Raw genomic sequence first — 16,945 nt, 5'->3', positions numbered from 1 at the left:
AATGACCGCGCCCATCTGGATGGCTGCTCCGCCGGAAGTGCATTCGGCGTTGCTGACCGCCGGTCCGGGACCGGGGCCGCTGTTGGCGGCCGCCGGCGCATGGACCGCGCTCAGCACCGAATACGCCGACGCGGCAGCCGAACTCAGTGGGCTTCTGGGGGAAGTGCAAGCGGGGGTCTGGGAAGGGCCCAGCGCTGCGCAGTATGCGGCCGCGCACGTGCCGTATCTGGCGTGGCTGATGCAGGCCAGTGCCAACAGCGCGGGTGTGGCTGCACAACATGAGGTCGCGGCGGCGGCCTACACCGGCGCCCTGGCGGCAATGCCGACGCTTGGCGAGTTGGCCGCCAACCACACCATCCACGGGGTGCTGGTGGGAACGAATTTCTTTGGTATCAACACAATTCCGATCGCGGTCAACGAAGCCGACTACGCGCGGATGTGGGTCCAGGCCGCCACCACAATGAGCACGTATCAGGTCGTCTCCGATGCGGCGCTGATGTCGGCGCCACAGACGGACCCGGCGCCCAACGTGCTGCGTCCCGGTGCCGAAACGAACAACTTCTCGACCCTGGCCGCGTCGAACGACTCTGACTCCGGCAACTGGTGGGACAACCTGCTCCAGCAACTGCAGCAGTTCTTCCAGAACCTGTCCAACATGCTTCAGCAGTTCATGGAGGCCTTGGGGCCCTGGCTGGTTGCCAACGGCCCGCTGCTGTTCTTCATCGCCTACGAGGCGTTTTTCATTCCGTTCGGTACTACGTTCTGGACCGTGCTGTTGACCGCACCGTTCCTGCTGATACCGCTCGTTATCGGCCTCGGTGCCTACTTCCTTTTGCAGACTCTCGGGGATCTACCGGATGTGGAGCTGCCACCGGCACCCGCTCTCGCGACTCAAGCTCCCTCGATGCCACCGGTAGCCGCCATGGCCCCGCCGGCGCCGGCGCCGGCGCCCGCTTCGGCTCCGGCGACTGCCCCGGCCCCGGCTGCCAGTGCGGCCGCCGCTGCGGCACCGGCGCCGGCGCCATGGGCCTTTCCCTATGCCGTGGCCCTCGGCGGTGGCCCAGAAGGTGGCTTCTCGCCGACGGTGGGTGGCCGTAGTGGGCTCAAAGCCCCGGCCGCGACCATCCCGGCGGCGGCCGCGGCGGTGCCGGGTCGGGCGGCTGCGGCGCGGCGGCGCCGGCGGGCCGACATGCATGACCACGGCGATGAGTTCCTGGACATGAATGTCGACGTCGACCCGGACTGGGGCGGCCCGGCCGATGAAGAGGCGCTATTGGCCGCCGCGACGGCTTCGGGCAGTGGGGCCGGAAGGCTCGGATTCGCCGGAACCGCGCACAAAGACGCGGATCTACAGGCCTCGGGGTTGACCAAGCTGGCCGGCGATGAGTTCGGCAGCGGCCCAAGGATGCCCATGGTGCCGGGCACCTGGGATCACAACGGCGAGACCGCGGGCGAGCCCGGTGAAGCGGGGGGAGGGGGTCCCGAAAGTTAGCAAGACAGTTAGCCACATGTCAGCCAGTAATCGAAATCATAAGGGACAGAAGAGAAAGGAAACGTTATGAGTCTTCTGGATGCTCACATTCCACAGTTGGTGGCCTCGCAGTCGGCGTTCAGCGCCAAGGCGGCGGTGTTGCGCAGCACGATCAACCAAGCCGAGCAGGAAGCGATGTCGGCCCAGGCATTCCACCAGGGTGAGTCCTCGGCGGCGTTTCAGGCCGCGCACGCCCGGTTCGTGGAGATGGCCGCACGAGTCAACACCCTGCTCGATATCGCCCAGGCCAACCTCGGTGATGCAGCGGGTACCTATGTGGCCGCCGACGCCGCTGCCGCGTCCGGCTACAACGGGTTCTGAGCCGACCACCAATAACCGCGAAAGGACTTGTGATGTCACAGATTATGTACAACTACCCGGCGATGCTGAGCCACGCCGCCGACATGTCGGGCTACGCCGGCACGATGCAGGGGCTGGGCGCCGATATCGCCACCGAGCAGGCCGCGTTGCAGAACGGCTGGCAGGGTGACACCGGTATGAGCTACCAGCTCTGGCAGGCCCAGTGGAACCAGGCCATGGAGGCATTGGTGCGGTCCTACCAGTCGATGGCCAGCACGCACGACTCCAACACTCTGGCCATGTATGCCCGCGACACGGCCGAAGCCGCCAAGTGGGGCGGCTAGTCCCTCCTCGATGAGTGTCGAGCCCAATGCCGTCGAGCTGACGGTCGAAAACGCGTGGTTCATCGCCGAAACCATTGGAGCGGGCAGCTTCCCATGGGTTTTGGCGATCACGACGCCTTACCGCGACGCCGCGCAACGCGCCGCGTTCTTCCAAGATCAGAAGGAAGAACTGACCCGGATGGGTCTGATGTCGCCAGACGGTGTCGTCAATCCGGCGGTCGCCGACTGGATCAAAGTGGTGTGTTTCCCCGGCCAATGGCTTGATCTGCGCTACGTGGGCTCCGACGCGGCCAGCGGTGCCGGCGAGCTGCTGCGCGGCGTGGTCGCGCGGCGGGCCGGGACCACCGGCAAGTCGTCGGTGACCATCGTCGCGCTGCGCAGCGCGCAGCTGGTCACGTTTACCGCGATGAACATCGATGACGCCCGGGCGCTGGTTCCGGTCCTCGGTGCCGGGCTGGCCCAGCGGCCGCCCGCTCAGTTCGCGGAATTCAGCATGCCGACACGCGTCGGAGCCCGGGCCGACGAGCGACTGCGCTCCGGTGCGTCGCTGGCGGAAGTCCTTGACTACCTGGGGATTCCGGAATCAGCGCGATCGGTGGTGGAATCGGTTTTCACGGGTCCACGCAGCTACGTCGAAGTCGTCGCCGGCTGCCATCGCGACGGGCAGCATGCCACCACCGAAGTCGGAGTGAGCATCGTGGACACCGCCGCCGGCCGGATCCTGGTCAGCCCGTCCCGCGCGTTCGACGGCGAATGGGTCTCGACGTTTCGCCCGGGAACCCCGTTCGCAATTGGCGTCGCCATCGAGCACTTGACCGCCTCCCTGCCCGACGGCCACTGGTTCCCCACCCAGCGGCTGTCCCGAGATTTGTCCACCCAATACGCGTAACCGCAACGAGATAGAGAGAGAGCACGATGTCCCAGGAACGGCCCCAGTCCAATTCGAGGGTCCGGTGACCTCCGGCGCCGTCATGCCCATCGTTCGCGTGGCTATCCTCGCGCACAGCAGGCTGACTGAAATTGCGCTGCCCGCCGAACTGCCGCTGCGCGAAATCCTGCCCGCGGTACAGCGATTGGTGGTCCCGACGGCCCAGAACGGCGATGGTGGTGACCTCAATGACGGCGCAGTGGGCACCGGCGGAGTTTCGCACCTGAGCCTGGCACCCATCGGGGGAGCGCCGTTCAGCCTGGATGCCAGCCTGGACACCGTCGGCGTCGTCGACGGGGATCTGCTTGCGTTGCAGCCGGTTCCGATCGGCCCGGCCGCGCCCGGCATCGTGGAGGACATCGCTGACGCCGCGATGATCTTCTCGACCTCCCGTCTGAAGCCATGGGGCATAGCGCAGATCCAGCGCGGGGCGCTGGTCGCCGCGATCGTCGTGGCTTTCCTGGCGACGGGCCTGGGAGTTACCTACCGGGTAGCCACCGGTGGACTGACCGGACTGGTCGCGGTCAGCGTGATCGCGGCGGTGACCGCGATCGCCGGCTTGTTCGTCACGCTGCGTTCCGAACGCAGCGGGATGGCGCTGTCGGTGGCGGCGCTGGTGCCCATTGCCGCCGCCCTGGCGTTGGCGGTGCCCGGGAAGTTCGGGGCGGCGCAGCTGGTGCTGGCCGCTGCCGGCGTCACCGCTTGGTCGCTGATCGCCCTGATGGTGCCGAGCACCGAGCGCGAGCGGATTGTCGGTATCTTCACCGCGACCGCAGTGGTCGGGGCTGGGGTGTTGTTGGCCGCTGGTGCCGAATTGCTTTGGCAGCTACCGATATTGAGCATTGGTGCTGGTCTGATCGTGGCGGCCCTGCTAGTGACCATCGAGGCCGCGCAGCTTTCTGCACTGTGGGCGCGCTTCCCGTTGCCGGTCATTCCGGCACCCGGTGATCCGACCCCATCGGCGCCGGCGCTTCGGGTGCTCGAGGACCTGCCCCGGCGGGTGCGCATCGGCGACGCCCATCAGAGTGGCTTCATCGCCGGTGCCGTGCTGCTCAGTGTCCTGGGATCGGTGGCGATCGGGCTGCGCCCCGAGTCGCTGAGCGGTTGGGGATGGTATGTGGTAGCGGCAACTGCGGCTACGTCCGTCTTGCGGGCCCGCGTGTGGGATTCGGCCGCGTGCAAGGCCTGGCTGCTGGCTCAGCCCTACCTGGGCGCCGGTGTCCTGCTGGTGTTCTACGCCTCGACCGGGCGCTACCTCGCCGCACTCATCGCGGCGGCGGTGCTCGTCGTGCTGGTGTTGGCGTGGGCCATGGTGGCGCTGAACCCGGGCATCGCTTCGCCGGAAACCTATTCGTTGCCGCTGCGCCGGCTGTTGGGTTTCGTGGCGACCGGACTGGATGCTTCGCTGATTCCGGTCATCGCCTATCTGGTCGGTCTGTTCGCCTGGGTGCTCAATCGATGATCCGTGTCGGATTCGCCTGCCTCACAGCGGCTTTGATTTTCTCGCAGGCCGTTGCGCCGTGGGCTTGTCCGCCGGCGTCCGCGATCACCCAGCCGGTGGTCGACCCGGGCGTGCAACCGCCAAGCGGGACGGCGGGACCGGTGCAGCCGATGGAGCAGCGCGGGCCCTGTACTACCTCCGGTGTGATCCCCGGTAGCGATCCCGCGGCGGTGACGCCAAGCCAGGGAACACTGAATCTTCCTGCGGCGTGGCAGTTTTCCCGCGGTGAAGGGCAGCTGGTCGCGGTGCTCGACACCGGCGTGCGGCCGGGGCCTCGGCTACCCAATGTCGATCCCGGTGGCGATTTTGTGGAGACGACCGACGGCCTGACCGACTGTGACGGGCACGGAACGCTGGTCGCCGGAATCGTCGCCGGCCAGCCGTCCGGTGAGGACGGTTTCTCGGGGGTCGCGCCCGCGGCGCGCGTGTTGTCGATCCGCACGGCGTCGGGCAAGTTCTCCCCACGCACGCCGGGTGGCGATCCGATGGTCGCGCGGGTGTCCCTCGAGGTCGCGACGCTGGGTCGGGCAATCGTGCACGCGGCCGATCTGGGTGCCCGGGTGATCGATATCTCGGACGTCACCTGTGTGCCCGCCGATCGGCCTGTCGATCAGGCCGCGCTCGGCGCGGCGATCCGCTACGCGGCGGTGGAGAAGGACGCGGTGATCGTGGCGGCGGCGGGCAACACCGGGTCGACCGGAACGGTTGGCGGCGGAACGTCCTGTGAGTCAAACGCGCTCACGGATCTCGGCCACCCCGACGATGCGCGGAATTGGGCCGGCGTCACCTCGGTCTCCACCCCGTCGTGGTGGCAGCCCTACGTGCTGTCGGCGGCGTCCTTGACACCGGATGGGCAGCCGTCGAAATTCACCATGTCGGGGCCGTGGGTCGGTATCGCCGCCCCGGGCGAAAGGATCGTGTCGGTGAGCAATCGCGACGGCGGCGGTCTCGCCAACGGCCTGCCCGACGAGCATCAGCAACTGGCGGCGCTCAGCGGGACCAGCTACGCGGCGGGTTACGTGTCGGGAGTAGCGGCACTGGTGCGCAGTAAGTACCCCACCCTGTCCGCGACCGAGGTGGTGCGCCGGATCACCGCGACCGCGCACAACGGCGCCCGCGCGCCCTCCAACATCGTCGGCACCGGCAGCGTGGACCCACTGGCAGCCCTGACTTGGGAACTGCCCGCTAGTACCGGACCGGCCGGAACGCCGGCGAAGCCGGTCGCCGTTCCCCCGGCACCGGCGCCGAAAGACAACACCCCGCGAACCGTCGCGTTCGCCGGGACTGCCGCGCTGGCTTTGGTTGTCGCGGCTGCTGCCGCGTCGGCCGCAATCGCCGCGCGCCGACGGAAGGAGACCACCTCGTGAGCTCGATCCCGATCCCAGGGAGTGCCCGAATTACCTTGGCGGCGCTGGCGGTGGTGCCCGCGGCGCTGGCCTACCCCTGGCACTCGACTCGCGACTACTGGCTGCTCGGCATCGCCGGTGTGGTGGTGATCGTGTTGTTCGGCTGGTGGCGTGGATTGCACTTCACCACGATCCTGAGGCGTCGGCTGGCCATCATGGGCCGCGGCTCCAACCGTGCCAACGAACCCGTCACTGAATCCGCTATTGCCGTAAAGACAACCGCGTTGGTGCGGATCGGGCCGTCCACCACCGACGGCGCGGTGCTCCCCCTGGAGTTGATCGCCGGGTACCTGGACCGCTACGGCATCCGCGCCGACAGGGTCCGTATCACGAGCCGCGACAACGCATCTGACGCCTCGCGACGCGAGACATGGATCGGCATTACGGTGTCGGCCGCCGACAACCTGCCGGCGCTGCAGGCGCGCACGTCGGCGATCCCGCTGCAGGAGACGGCCCAGGTCGCCGCGCGGCGGCTTGCCGACCACCTTCGCGAGATCGGCTGGGAAGCCACTGCGGTCGCATCCGACGACGTGCCGCGCTGGCTTACTGCCAAGGCCCGCGAGACGTGGGGTGCTGTGCAGCGCGGCACCTCGGATTATGTTGCGGCATACCAGATCGTCGTCGACTCGGCCTTGGCCGAGACGTTGGAGGCCATCCGGTCGCATCCGGCGCGCGAGACGTGCACCGCACTCGAGATCGCCGCCCCGCGATCGGGAGACCAGAACACGATCGCGGCCGCGTGCGCATTCCTCACCGATGCGCCGCCGGAAGCTGCGCCGCCAGTAGGCGGACTGATTCCGCAGCGCGGCAACCAGGGGCCGGCGCTGGCGGCGTTGGATCTGTTGTCTACGCAACGACTTGACGGTCACACCGACGCGCCCGCCAACGTGCTGGCGAGCCTGGACTGGCCGACTCCAGTGGCGGGGGCCCATCGGACGGCGCGAACCGAGGCGGCTACTCCAGCATAAATCCGTGCAGGAAGCTGGTCATCCGGCGCAGATAGTCCAGTTGACTGACGTGCAGCACGTGACTGCCGGGGAACCAGTGCAGCGCGCAGCGATCCCAGTGCTCCCACAGCATTTCGGCCTGCCCCGGGGGAGCCATCCGGTCGGCGAGGCCGGTGATGATCATCCGGCGGTCCTGGGAAAGCAGGGGCTGGTAGTTCAGCGGGCAGTGGTAGGCCAGCCCGGCGTTTAATTCGTCGTGGTTGATATTGGACAACAGCAGCCCCAGGCCGACCAATTTGTTGGCCGGAAACCACTGGTCGAACATCGTCGCCGGCGTGACGACCGGGCAGTTGGGAATGACGGCCGCAAGCCGGTCGTCGACCGAGGCCACCAGCGCGGAGGTGTAGCCGCCCAGCGAAATACCGGTCAGCGCAATACGGTCAACACCGGTGTGACGCAAATAGTCGACGATGGACCGGAAGTCGTGCACGGCCTGGGCCATCGATTCGGCGAAACCGCTGAGCCCACCGGCGAAGTAGCCGAAACCACTGAACGGTGAGTACTTTTCGGCGCGCTGGCCGTGGAACGGCAAGGTGTACATCAAGACGTCGTAGCCGGACCGGTAGTACCACGGCAGCGAGAAGAAGCGACCGTTGGCCAGATACGACGACCCCATGAACCCATGGATGACGCACAGCGTGGGACGCGGTCCGTCGTCGTGGCGCCAATGCTGAGCGCGCACGATGTTATTGGATCCCCACGCATTCCACCGTTGGCGCATCGCGGGATTGATCGCCGCGAAGCTGCTGTCGAACGAGATGTTGTCGACGGTGCCGCGCGCGATCCATCTCGCGAGCGGTCCCGCCGGCCGCGACGACACCCGGGGCAGCTCGGTGGGAGCCGGAAACGACTTTGCCGGGTCGTGCTCGGCCGCCAGCTCGGCGTAGAAGTTCAGGTTGCTGCGCTCGGTGCCGGATTTGGTGTGCCGCAACGAGGTGGCGACAACGGCGGGCGCCGCCGTCGCGGCCAGCAGCGACGAGACCCAGGTGCGCAACGCGAGATCACCGACCGCCGATGCCGCGACCACTCTGCGCTCATGCGGCGACAACGTCGAGAGTGGTGGCAATCCGTCTGCACCGGCCGCTACGTCGGCACCGGGAACGTCGGGAACGGGAATGGGCGGATCGATGGGATCTGTGTCGGTCGCCACGAATGCCGATGTTATCCCGCCGGACCGGCCGATCTCGCGCGTTTGACAGCATGCGGTAATACGGTTTTGTCTAGATGGCCGACTAGCGGCGATGTTGATCAGGAGGACCGACATGTGGGATCCCGACGTCTACCTGGCATTTGCAGACCATCGCAGCCGGCCGTTTTACGATTTGGTGTCGAGGGTGGGGGCCGAACGGGCGCGCCGGGTGGTCGACCTGGGCTGCGGACCCGGCAACTTGACGAAGTACCTGGAGAAGCGCTGGCCCGGCTCGGTCATCGAGGCGATGGACACCTCGCCGGAGATGGTCGCCGCCGCCCGGGAACGCGGGATCGATGCCTCCGTCAGCGACTTGCGCGACTGGAAGCCGCAACCCGACACCGACGTGGTAGTCAGCAACGCGGCCCTGCATTGGGTCCCCGAACACGCCGACCTGCTGCTCCGCTGGGCCGGCGAACTACCGGAAAGGTCTTGGATCGCGGTTCAGATCCCGGGCAACTTCGAAACGCCGTCGCACGCCGCCGTGCGGGCGGTGGCACGCCGCGAGCATTACGCAAAGACGCTGAAGGACATACCGTTTCGAGTCGGTGCTGTGGTCCAGCCGCCGGCGCATTACGCCAATCTACTGATGGACGCGGGCTGCCGGGTCGATGCCTGGGAGACGACGTACCTGCACCAACTGACCGGGGAGCATCCGGTGCTGGAATGGATCACCGGCACCGCGCTGGTTCCGGTGCGCGAGCGGCTCGATGACGCGGGCTGGGCGCAGTTCCGCGAGGAGCTCATCCCGCTGCTGGACGATGCCTACCCGGCCCGGGCCGACGGTACGACGATCTTCCCGTTCCGGCGGGTGTTCATCGTCGCCGAGGTCGGCGGTGCCCGCCGCACCGGTGGGTAGCCGGGGATTGCTTACTCTTCGACGCCGCGGTCGGCGGCGATCGCCGACCGGCTTGTCGGCGTCGTGTGATGGATCTGTAGATAGGTTTCGGTATAGCGCATCGCGACGCGACTGCCGGCGAAGTCCGACGGGATGACGTCGCCGGTGCGTTGTCGCCAATCATTAAGGCGGACAGCGAGATCTGCCGCGATCGCATCCATGCGGGGGTCGCCGTCGGCCAGCAGATTGGTGGTCTCGGTGGGATCGGTTCGCAGATCGTAGAGTTCGCGCTCCGGACGTGGCGACTTGACGAATGGCGCGACCGCCAAACCCGACGGGCTCTGCTCGATGTCCCAGGGCAGGTCCAGTAACGGCCGCGGCACGTAGTTCTCGATGTAGCTGTATTCCTTTGTGCGAATTGCCCGAATCGGATCGAACGAGTCGTGGTAGGTCTTCATCGTGTACACCTGCTCACGCACCGGATCGGCTGGCGGTGTATCCGCTGCGAGCAGGGCGTGCGCGTGGGACACACCCTCGATGTCGCCCGGCACCTCGAGGCCCAACAGCTCCAGCAACGTCGGGACCAGGTCGACGCCGCTGAACAATTCGTCGTAGACCTGGGGCCCCGTGGCCCGGCCGGTGGGTGGGCGGATGAGCAGTGCAATGCCGGTTCCGGCGTCGTACAAGGTGGATTTCGCGCGGGGGAGGGCGGGACCGTGATCGGTGAAGAACACCACCCAGGTGCTGGCATCCAGCCCGCTCTCGGCCAGCGTGTCCAGTATCTGGCCGACCGCGGCGTCGGCCGTGGTGATGGCCCCGTAGAAGTCGGCGAGATCGCCGCGTACCTCCGGAGTGTCGGGCAGGTAGTCGGGCAGCTCGACGGCCGCGCTGTCGGCCGGCTCGTAGCGGTCCCGCGGATAGGGACGGTGGGTTTCGAAAAATCCCGCCGTCAACAGAAACGGTTGCCCGTCGGATTGCGGGGCTTGCGCCCGTAGCCAGTCTCCGACCTTGTCCACCACGTAGTCGCAGTACGAGTTCGACACGTCGAACTCGTCGAAGCCCAGCCGTTTTGGGTAGGACGTCTCGTGCTGCATACCGAAAAGTGCTGAATGCCAGCCAGATTCGGATAATATCTGGGGGAGGGTCTGGACACCGGCCCGGTACTCCCAGCCATGGTGGGCCAGGCCGACGAGCCCGTTGCTTTGCGGGTAGCGGCCGGTGAACAACGATCCCCGCGACGGCGTGCACAGCGGTGCGGTGGCATGGGCCCGGGTGAACTGGATGGAATCGGCGGCGAGCCGGTCCAGTCGCGGGCTACAGACGTCCGGATGACCGTAGGCACCGAGATAGCGCCCGAGGTCGTGCCAGTGCACGATCAGTACGTTGTCGCCGGTCATTTCCGTCACCTTATTCACGTTGCCTTGCGACCGGCGACGATACCGCAGCTACCTGCGATGAATCTGGGTGTGTCGCCCAGTCAGACAACAGCAGATGGCCGGCTGGTGGAAACGATCTCCGCGAACAGAAGTCGGGAGGCACGCGCTATGGATGCTCTGATCACCGGGTTGGGTTTGCTGGAGTCGCCGCGCTGGCAGAGCGGGCGATTGTGGGTGGCTGACTGGACTGCCGGCCTGATCCGCGCCATTGACCCGGCGGGACGGGCCGACGTCGTGCTCGAACACCAGTCGTTGCCAATGTGTTTCGACTTCCTGCCGGCAGCCGGCGGGCTGGTGCTGACATCGAGTTCGCAGCGGGCGCTGCTTCGGTTGTCCGCAGACGGCACGCTGTCGCAATATGCCGACCTGTCGGTGCTGTCGCCGCACGGCCCCAACGACGTCGTGATCGACGGTCGCGGCAACACCTACGTCAACAACGTCAACTTCGACTTCGCCGCGGGGCCGCCCGCCGGTGACCCGGCTCCCGGGTTCGTGGCCCTGGCCAGTGCGGGAAGCGCCCGGGTGGTCGCCGACGACCTGGCGTTTCCCAACGGGATGGCGGTTACCGCGGACAACGCCACGCTGATCGTGGCCGAGTCGTACCGGCACCGGCTGACCGCCTTCGACATCGGCGCCGACGGGTCGCTGTCGAACCGCCGGGTGTGGGCGGACGTCGGGGATCACTCACCCGACGGCATCTGCCTCGACCGCGACGGCGCGGCCTGGTACGCCGACGTCGCCGATCGCTGCTGCGTGCGAGTCCGCGAGGGCGGCGAGGTGCTGGATCGGGTTCAACTCGACCGCGCGGCATTCGCCTGCATGCTGGGCGGGAACGATCGCCGCACCCTGTTCGTGGTTGCCGCGCATTGGCCCGGCCCGCAGAACTTGATGCATCACACCGAATGGGATGGCACCGTGCTGGCCGTTCCGGTGCTGGTTCCCGGCGCGGGCTGGCCGGGCCGGGGGTCCGGCGGCTGAGCCCAGCGGTTTTCCGAGACGAACTCCGACAGGGGCCGCGCGGAGGTCCACCCGTCCAGCTCCAACGCCGGCCGATCCGGAAATTCGGGCACCGGGCCGACGCACAGGATGGCCACCGGCTCAGCGCCGGCGGGCATTGCCAGCAGGTCCGCCAGGGGTTGCGGATCGAACAGCGAAACCCAGCCGACCCCGAGTCCTTCGGCCCGGGCGGCCAGCCACAGGTTCTGGATCGCGCAGGACACCGACGCCAGATCCATCTGCGGTAACGTGCGCCGGCCGAAAATGTGGGCGTCGCGATTGTCGGCCAGCGCCACCACGAGGAGTTCGGCGCATTCGAGAATGCCCTCGACCTTCAGCCGCAGAAACTCCTCGCCCCGCTGCCCCAGTGCCTGCGCGGTGCGCGGGCGTTCTTCGTCGACGAGCGCGTGGATGCGCCGGCGCAGCCCGTCATCGGTGACCCGGATGAAACGCCACGGTTGCATCAGGCCGACGCTGGGCGCGGCGTGCGCGGCCTGTAACAAGCGGGCCAGCACCTCCTCGGGCACGACGCTGCCGGGCACGAATTGGCGCATGTCTCGCCGTTCGGCGATCACCCGGTAGACGACGCGGCGGTCCGATGAGCTGAACGCATGTTCGCTCACAGCGCCGTCGGAGAACTCGCCGGAGGAGAATGGCATTAACGTCAATCTATCAACGGTGCAGGCCCACAACACGAGCAAAGGGAGCGTGTAGTGAAGTATTCCGACGTGCTCGACCAGCTGCCCATCGACCGCGGCCCCCGGCGTGTCTACGGCGAGCCCTACGAGACCGCGGGCGGTGCCACCGTGATCCCGGTCGAAAAACCGGTCGGCGTCTTCGTGATCAGCGCGGGCGAGGCGTCCTGGGTCCCTGCCGTCGACTCCAATCGCGTCGCGCTGATCGGAGTGCTCACCGGCCTGCTCGCGGCGGTGATCGGCAGCCTGGCGGTGCTCCGGCAGCCACCGTGGCCGCGGATCACGATCACGGACTATAGGTAACGCCGACCGCGCGGACCACGCAGTCCGGCGCCATGTCGAAACTCAAGGACCGCGCGGGTAGCCCGCTGAGCACATCTGCCGGGATGGTGGCCTTGTAGAGCAGCGAGAGTTCGCCGCTGAACTTGTCGTCGACCTGCGAGACGTCGACGTCGACCGTTAAACCCGCCGACGAGATCTCGGCCCTGGCCGCGCCGGCCTGTGCATCCCAGCGCGCGTCGACGGTCACGCCGGCCAGCTTCGGCAGCATCGACAGCGTCGCCAGCACCCGGTGCTTGGTGAGCACCAGCGAACCGGTGTAGTAGGCGACACTGTGCGGCAACCGCACACCGGGGACGACGCCGCTGAACCGCCTGGTCACCGCGACGTAATCGGCGAGATAGAGCAGGCCCTCCGCCTCGACCTGAGTATGCAGATCCTCGGGTAACTTGCCGATGCCGAGCAATCTGCGGACAAAGACCGCCATGACGCCAGTATGGCCCTTCCTGGGGGCGTCGAGTGTCGGGGCTGGCGGTCCTGGTATCGCTTAGGGGATGACCCGCCCCCGGCCCACCGCGGCTGTTTACGTCGCTTTGGTGGCCGCCGTCGTCTATGCCGTGATGTGGGTGGGTTACCGCCAGAATTGGGGTTGGCTGCATGGCCTCGATTGGTCGTTGCTGAATGCCTCCCACGACATTGCGGTCAAGCATCCGGTGTGGGTGCGATTCTGGGAGGTGTTGTCGGTTGTGCTGGGCCCCAACCCACTGCGGCTACTGGACACGGTGGCGGCGGTGGCCGCGTTGGTGAGACGCAATGTGCGCGTGGCGCTGCTGTTGTTGGCCTGCGGGCTGCTGAACGGATTCGTGACGCTGGGTGCCAAGGCGCTGGCCAATCGGCCGCGACCGCCGACCATGCTGGTGGCCACACCCCAGACGTCGTTTCCCTCGGGGCATGCGCTCGAGACGACGGCTGCCTTGCTCGCCCTGCTGGCCTTCGTATTGCCGATGATGAGTCGGGCGATGGGCCGTGTCGCGATCGCGGTGAGCGCGCTGATCCTGGTCTTGGTCGGGGTTTCCCGGGTCGCCCTGAACGTGCATTACCCGTCCGATGTGTTGGCCGGCTGGTCGCTGGGATACCTCTACGCCCTCGGGTGCCTGTGGGTACTTCGGCCTAAACCCTTGCCGCGCTGGGTTTTCCGTTGATCACGGTGCTGTGACCCAACTGGCGCTAAAGCTTGACTTGACCCTGAGGCCGGTGTCACCGGACGATGGAATGTATGCGCCGACTGCTAATTTCAGTATGTGCCGTGGCGTGCTTCGCTTGGGTATCGCTTGTGCTCGCACCGATGGGAAGCGCCGCTCCGGCAGGCACCACGCCCGGCACTCCATGGTTTGCCAACGCGGTTGGCAATGCCACACAAGTGGTTTCGGTTGTCAGCACTGGCGGCTCGAACGCGACCATGGATATCTACCAGCACACCGCCGCCGGCTGGCAGGCGCTGCGCACCGGTGTTCCGACGCACGTCGGTTCGGCGGGCATGGCACCGCAGGCCAAGAGTGGGGTTCCGGCCACGCCGATGGGCGTCTACAGCCTCGACTCCGCGTTCGGCACGGCGCCGAATCCCGGTACCGGGCTGCCCTACACCCAAGTCGGCGGCTCGAATTACTGGTGGAGCGGCGACGACCACAGCCCCACCTTCAACTCGATGCAGGTGTGCCCGAAGGCGCAGTGCCCGTTCAACACGGCCGACAGTGAGAACCTGCAGATCCCGCAGTACAAGCACGCCGTGGTGATGGGCGTCAACAAGAACAAGACCCCCGGTGGGGGAGCGGCGTTCTTCTTCCACACCACCGACGGCGCGCCCACCGAGGGCTGTGTGGCGGTCGACGATGCTCAGCTGGTGTCGATCATGAAATGGCTGCGGCCCGGCGCGGTCATCGCGATCGGCAAATAGTCTTCAGTCGACGCCGTGGATGGCGCGACCGGGCTTGACGTTGAAGTCCATGCCCTTCAACGACATTGTGGCGTCGTAGGTCCGGTCGTAACCGGTGCCGCTGATCTTCCACCCGTTGTCGGTGCGCCGATACTGGTCGCGGTAGAAGGCCGCACCGATCAGCATGAAGTCGAGCTCGGCGACGATGACGCGGTCCTGCAGATACCAACTGCCCGTTGCGGTATCGCCGGTCACGATGATCTCCGGATGCGTCACTCGGTGTTCGGTGATGACGTTCGCCGGAAGCGAGGTGCGCATGTACTCGACCAGGTCGGCGCGGGTGGTGAAGTGCAGCTCGTTACCGATCGATGGTCCGTAGTCGGCCTTGATGTCCTCGGCCAGCGTGTCGGCGAAGTCGTCCCAGCGCTTGGTGTCCAGCGAGCGCAGATACCGGTATTTGACTTGCTTGATTGCTTCGATGTCGGCGAGATCTTGGGGGGTCATCCCGTCATTGCAACACATAGTGATGTACCAACTGCGGTCGCATCAGACGACCGACATCGCCGAGACATAAACCTCGGTCACGTTCTACGGCGTGTCGTGTGCGTGGTCTAAGTGTCGCGGTATCCGCGACCGTTGGACAAGTAGAGGGTGACCATGTCGATCAGGGCACGTCGCTCCAGGCTCCAATCGATGGCCGTGCCGGTGACCATCTGCGCCAGCACCACCCCTCGCAGTGTTGCCCAAATCACCTCGGCCACACCTGCATTCGCTGAATCGGTAGTGATCAGCCGGCCGAGCTGGCCGATCGCGGAGTTCATTTCGAGCAGGTGCCGCCGCGACGATTCACCCAGGCCGCCGCGGGTTGCCCGCAGGATTTCGAAGGCGGCCATCGACGTGGGACTGCTATAGCAACTCCACGCGGTGTCGATGACGACTTCGATGCGCTCTTGCGGCGCTAGCTCGCTGACGTCGGCCGACGACAGGCTCTCGATCAGCCTGTCCACCCCGTCGTCGACGACGGCCATCAGCAGGCCGTTGCGATCGCCGAAGTGGTACTGGATGACGCCCCACGTGACGCCGGCGCGCTCGGCCACGTGCTTGGCGGTCGCGGCGGCGAAACCTTCCTCGGTGATACAGCGGACGGTCTCGTCGATGATCTTTGCCCGGGTGTCGTCACCGCGTTTGCGCGGCGCGCTGGTACGCCGGGTCGGGCTGGCGGAGCGCCCGGACGTCTGGCCTGCAGCAATAGACATTATTGACTTTATAACATAGTCAAGTTTATTTTTATACTGTGAGCAGCCCTTCACGTTATGCGCAATTGTCCCGCGAGCAGCTGGCCGTATTGGTTCCCGAACTGCTGTTGATCGGGCAGCTGATCGACCGGTCCGGAATGGCCTGGTGTATCAGCTCGTTCGGCAGAGACGAGATGGTGCAGATCGCCATCGAAGAGTGGGCGGGCGCCAGCCCGATCTACACCAGGCGCATGCAGCAGGCGCTGAAGTACGAGGGCACCGATGTGCTCACCATTTTCAAGGGCCTGCAGCTCGACATCGGCGCCCCACCGCAATTCATGGATTTCCGGTACACCGTCCACGACCGATGGCACGGCGAATTCCACCTCGACCACTGCGGCGCCCTGCTCGATGTCGAGCCGATGGGCGAACAGTACGTGTTCGGGATGTGCCACACCATCGAGGATCCGACGTTTGACGCCACCGCGGTGGCGACCAACGCACGCGCCCAGGTGCGGCCCATTCACCGGCCGCCGCGGGTGCCCACCGGTCGCCATCCGCACTGCGCATGGACCGTCATCATCGACGAGTCCTATCCCGAGGCCCAGAGCATCCCGGCGTTCGACATCGTTCGCCAAACCCGGGCCGCAACATGGGAACTCGGTCCGATCGACCGTTCCGACGAGGGGCAGGCGGACTACTCGGGTCCGTTGCTGTCCGATTTCGACTTCGCCGCCTTTTCACACTCGGCACTGGTCCGGATGGCCGACGAGGTGTGCCTGCAGATGCACCTGTTGTATCTGTCGTTCGCCATTGCGGTCCGGGCGCGTGCCGCCGACGAGGCCCAAGCCGTTTCGGTGTGCACCCGCGGCTTGATCGGCATCGCCGGCGTGGCCGCCGAGCGCATTCACCACGCACTACGACTTCCGGGCGGCATCGAAGGAGTGCTGCGGGTGCTGGAATTGCACCCGCTGCTGAATCCGCTGGGTTACGTTGCCGCAGAGATCGAATCGAACCGGCTGCTGGTCCACCGGTCGCCGGCGCACGACGACGGGTCCTGGATCTCGTTGTGCTCGCCGGACTCTGTGCAGCCGCTGCAAGCGATCGCTACCGCGGTGGATCCGCATATCGAGGTCCGTGTTAGCGGGACAGACACCGACTGGACCGCAGAGCTCACCGAAACCGATGCCACCGCAACCGAACTACCTGAGGTGGAAGTGGTCAAGTTCAGTGGCGGCGCGTCTTTTCAGTTCGAGCCGAGGCGTTCGCTGCCGCTGACCGTCGTGTGATCTCAGGGCGTTTGTCAAGGGGTTTTTGATACCGCTTC

19 protein-coding genes are annotated in these 16,945 nt (G+C 66.5%); 13 read left to right on the top strand and 6 right to left on the bottom strand.

Features of this window, described 5'->3' with window-relative positions; translation table 11 throughout:
- Nucleotide 1: 1 nt before the first annotated feature.
- From ACTXG5_RS03795 to eccE, 7 genes are all read left to right on the top strand, one after another.
- A complete protein-coding gene (locus tag ACTXG5_RS03795) occupies nucleotides 2-1,492 on the top strand; it encodes a PPE family protein (protein WP_445162425.1) in 1,491 nt (496 codons plus the stop codon).
- Nucleotides 1,493-1,558: 66 nt separating this feature from the next.
- Nucleotides 1,559-1,852 (top strand): type VII secretion system protein EsxG, encoded by a 294-nt coding sequence (esxG, locus tag ACTXG5_RS03790; protein ID WP_313861645.1) that lies wholly within the window; start codon nucleotides 1,559-1,561, stop codon nucleotides 1,850-1,852.
- 32 nt (nucleotides 1,853-1,884) lie between these two features.
- Nucleotides 1,885-2,175, top strand: coding sequence for a WXG100 family type VII secretion target (locus ACTXG5_RS03785; RefSeq protein WP_313861646.1), 291 nt, complete (start codon nucleotides 1,885-1,887; stop codon nucleotides 2,173-2,175).
- Nucleotides 2,176-2,185: 10 nt separating this feature from the next.
- The gene (locus tag ACTXG5_RS03780; protein WP_445162424.1) at nucleotides 2,186-3,064 is read left to right on the top strand and encodes an ESX secretion-associated protein EspG; all 879 of its coding nucleotides are present in this window, start codon (nucleotides 2,186-2,188) and stop codon (nucleotides 3,062-3,064) included.
- A gap of 82 nt (nucleotides 3,065-3,146) precedes the next feature.
- Nucleotides 3,147-4,565 carry a type VII secretion integral membrane protein EccD gene (gene eccD, locus ACTXG5_RS03775; RefSeq protein ID WP_445162423.1) on the top strand — a complete coding sequence of 473 codons (1,419 nt, stop codon included), beginning with the start codon at nucleotides 3,147-3,149 and terminating at the stop codon, nucleotides 4,563-4,565.
- Nucleotides 4,562-5,971, top strand: a complete 1,410-nt coding sequence (gene mycP, locus ACTXG5_RS03770; RefSeq protein WP_445162422.1) for a type VII secretion-associated serine protease mycosin — start codon at nucleotides 4,562-4,564, stop codon at nucleotides 5,969-5,971. Before eccD ends, mycP begins: the two co-directional genes overlap by 4 nt.
- The gene (gene eccE / locus ACTXG5_RS03765) at nucleotides 5,968-6,978 is read left to right on the top strand and encodes a type VII secretion protein EccE (RefSeq protein ID WP_445162421.1); all 1,011 of its coding nucleotides are present in this window, start codon (nucleotides 5,968-5,970) and stop codon (nucleotides 6,976-6,978) included. The genes mycP and eccE overlap by 4 nt, the downstream gene beginning before the upstream one ends.
- On the opposite strand, the gene ACTXG5_RS03760 is transcribed toward eccE, so the two are convergent.
- Nucleotides 6,965-8,167: an alpha/beta hydrolase family protein gene (locus ACTXG5_RS03760; RefSeq protein WP_445162420.1), complete on the bottom strand. Its 1,203-nt coding sequence runs from the start codon at nucleotides 8,165-8,167 to the stop codon at nucleotides 6,965-6,967. The two genes, eccE and ACTXG5_RS03760, sit on opposite strands and share 14 nt — an antisense overlap.
- Before the next feature lie 112 nt (nucleotides 8,168-8,279).
- On the opposite strand from ACTXG5_RS03760, the gene ACTXG5_RS03755 reads away from it, so the two are divergent.
- Complete coding sequence (locus ACTXG5_RS03755; protein ID WP_445162419.1) at nucleotides 8,280-9,065, top strand: trans-aconitate 2-methyltransferase; 786 nt, start codon at nucleotides 8,280-8,282, stop codon at nucleotides 9,063-9,065.
- An 11-nt stretch (nucleotides 9,066-9,076) separates the two neighbouring features.
- Here the strand turns inward: ACTXG5_RS03755 and ACTXG5_RS03750 are convergent, their stop codons facing one another.
- Nucleotides 9,077-10,441 carry a sulfatase family protein gene (locus tag ACTXG5_RS03750; protein ID WP_445162418.1) on the bottom strand — a complete coding sequence of 455 codons (1,365 nt, stop codon included), beginning with the start codon at nucleotides 10,439-10,441 and terminating at the stop codon, nucleotides 9,077-9,079.
- Nucleotides 10,442-10,588: 147 nt separating this feature from the next.
- Between ACTXG5_RS03750 and ACTXG5_RS03745 the strand changes: the two genes are divergently transcribed.
- Nucleotides 10,589-11,458 (top strand): SMP-30/gluconolactonase/LRE family protein, encoded by an 870-nt coding sequence (locus ACTXG5_RS03745; protein WP_445162417.1) that lies wholly within the window; start codon nucleotides 10,589-10,591, stop codon nucleotides 11,456-11,458.
- On the opposite strand, the gene bluB is transcribed toward ACTXG5_RS03745, so the two are convergent.
- The gene (gene bluB / locus ACTXG5_RS03740) at nucleotides 11,374-12,135 is read right to left on the bottom strand and encodes a 5,6-dimethylbenzimidazole synthase (RefSeq protein WP_445162416.1); all 762 of its coding nucleotides are present in this window, start codon (nucleotides 12,133-12,135) and stop codon (nucleotides 11,374-11,376) included. The genes ACTXG5_RS03745 and bluB overlap by 85 nt on opposite strands.
- 54 nt (nucleotides 12,136-12,189) lie before the next feature.
- On the opposite strand from bluB, the gene ACTXG5_RS03735 reads away from it, so the two are divergent.
- Nucleotides 12,190-12,474, top strand: a complete 285-nt coding sequence (locus tag ACTXG5_RS03735; RefSeq protein WP_445162415.1) for a hypothetical protein — start codon at nucleotides 12,190-12,192, stop codon at nucleotides 12,472-12,474.
- Here the strand turns inward: ACTXG5_RS03735 and ACTXG5_RS03730 are convergent.
- On the bottom strand, nucleotides 12,458-12,937 hold the full coding sequence (locus tag ACTXG5_RS03730; protein ID WP_445162414.1) for a hypothetical protein: 480 nt from the start codon (nucleotides 12,935-12,937) through the stop codon (nucleotides 12,458-12,460). The two genes, ACTXG5_RS03735 and ACTXG5_RS03730, sit on opposite strands and share 17 nt — an antisense overlap.
- A gap of 67 nt (nucleotides 12,938-13,004) precedes the next feature.
- On the opposite strand from ACTXG5_RS03730, the gene ACTXG5_RS03725 reads away from it, so the two are divergent.
- Both ACTXG5_RS03725 and ACTXG5_RS03720 read left to right on the top strand, forming a co-directional pair.
- Nucleotides 13,005-13,652, top strand: coding sequence for a phosphatase PAP2 family protein (locus ACTXG5_RS03725; protein ID WP_445162413.1), 648 nt, complete (start codon nucleotides 13,005-13,007; stop codon nucleotides 13,650-13,652).
- Nucleotides 13,653-13,726: 74 nt separating this feature from the next.
- On the top strand, nucleotides 13,727-14,404 hold the full coding sequence (locus tag ACTXG5_RS03720) for a L,D-transpeptidase family protein (RefSeq protein ID WP_445162412.1): 678 nt from the start codon (nucleotides 13,727-13,729) through the stop codon (nucleotides 14,402-14,404).
- Between the two features lie 3 nt (nucleotides 14,405-14,407).
- Here the strand turns inward: ACTXG5_RS03720 and ACTXG5_RS03715 are convergent, their stop codons facing one another.
- On the bottom strand, nucleotides 14,408-14,905 hold the full coding sequence (locus tag ACTXG5_RS03715; RefSeq protein ID WP_445162411.1) for a nuclear transport factor 2 family protein: 498 nt from the start codon (nucleotides 14,903-14,905) through the stop codon (nucleotides 14,408-14,410).
- An 89-nt stretch (nucleotides 14,906-14,994) separates the two neighbouring features.
- The gene (locus ACTXG5_RS03710) at nucleotides 14,995-15,639 is read right to left on the bottom strand and encodes a TetR/AcrR family transcriptional regulator (RefSeq protein WP_445162410.1); all 645 of its coding nucleotides are present in this window, start codon (nucleotides 15,637-15,639) and stop codon (nucleotides 14,995-14,997) included.
- A gap of 38 nt (nucleotides 15,640-15,677) precedes the next feature.
- Here ACTXG5_RS03710 and ACTXG5_RS03705 point away from each other — a divergent pair, with 38 nt between their 5' ends.
- The gene (locus ACTXG5_RS03705) at nucleotides 15,678-16,907 is read left to right on the top strand and encodes a hypothetical protein (protein WP_445162409.1); all 1,230 of its coding nucleotides are present in this window, start codon (nucleotides 15,678-15,680) and stop codon (nucleotides 16,905-16,907) included.
- Nucleotides 16,908-16,945 lie beyond the last annotated feature (38 nt).

The organism is Mycobacterium sp. Dal123C01, from assembly GCF_052566995.1.
The sequence above is the reverse complement of the archived record's forward strand: the minus strand, read 5'-3'. Positions and strand labels throughout refer to the sequence as shown.

What these genes read in the sequence shown, in the direction of transcription:
- ACTXG5_RS03745 (WP_445162417.1), top strand. Translation starts at nt 10,589, where the DNA reads ATGGATGCTCTGATCACCGGGTTGGGTTTGCTGGAGTCGCCGCGCTGG.
- ACTXG5_RS03715 (WP_445162411.1), bottom strand. Translation starts at nt 14,905, where the DNA reads ATGTGTTGCAATGACGGGATGACCCCCCAAGATCTCGCCGACATCGAA.
- ACTXG5_RS03725 (WP_445162413.1), top strand. Translation starts at nt 13,005, where the DNA reads ATGACCCGCCCCCGGCCCACCGCGGCTGTTTACGTCGCTTTGGTGGCC.
- eccD (WP_445162423.1), top strand. Translation starts at nt 3,147, where the DNA reads ATGCCCATCGTTCGCGTGGCTATCCTCGCGCACAGCAGGCTGACTGAA.
- ACTXG5_RS03785 (WP_313861646.1), top strand. Translation starts at nt 1,885, where the DNA reads ATGTCACAGATTATGTACAACTACCCGGCGATGCTGAGCCACGCCGCC.
- ACTXG5_RS03780 (WP_445162424.1), top strand. Translation starts at nt 2,186, where the DNA reads ATGAGTGTCGAGCCCAATGCCGTCGAGCTGACGGTCGAAAACGCGTGG.
- ACTXG5_RS03710 (WP_445162410.1), bottom strand. Translation starts at nt 15,639, where the DNA reads ATGTCTATTGCTGCAGGCCAGACGTCCGGGCGCTCCGCCAGCCCGACC.
- mycP (WP_445162422.1), top strand. Translation starts at nt 4,562, where the DNA reads ATGATCCGTGTCGGATTCGCCTGCCTCACAGCGGCTTTGATTTTCTCG.
- ACTXG5_RS03730 (WP_445162414.1), bottom strand. Translation starts at nt 12,937, where the DNA reads ATGGCGGTCTTTGTCCGCAGATTGCTCGGCATCGGCAAGTTACCCGAG.
- ACTXG5_RS03795 (WP_445162425.1), top strand. Translation starts at nt 2, where the DNA reads ATGACCGCGCCCATCTGGATGGCTGCTCCGCCGGAAGTGCATTCGGCG.
- ACTXG5_RS03755 (WP_445162419.1), top strand. Translation starts at nt 8,280, where the DNA reads ATGTGGGATCCCGACGTCTACCTGGCATTTGCAGACCATCGCAGCCGG.
- esxG (WP_313861645.1), top strand. Translation starts at nt 1,559, where the DNA reads ATGAGTCTTCTGGATGCTCACATTCCACAGTTGGTGGCCTCGCAGTCG.
- ACTXG5_RS03720 (WP_445162412.1), top strand. Translation starts at nt 13,727, where the DNA reads ATGCGCCGACTGCTAATTTCAGTATGTGCCGTGGCGTGCTTCGCTTGG.
- bluB (WP_445162416.1), bottom strand. Translation starts at nt 12,135, where the DNA reads ATGCCATTCTCCTCCGGCGAGTTCTCCGACGGCGCTGTGAGCGAACAT.
- ACTXG5_RS03750 (WP_445162418.1), bottom strand. Translation starts at nt 10,441, where the DNA reads ATGACCGGCGACAACGTACTGATCGTGCACTGGCACGACCTCGGGCGC.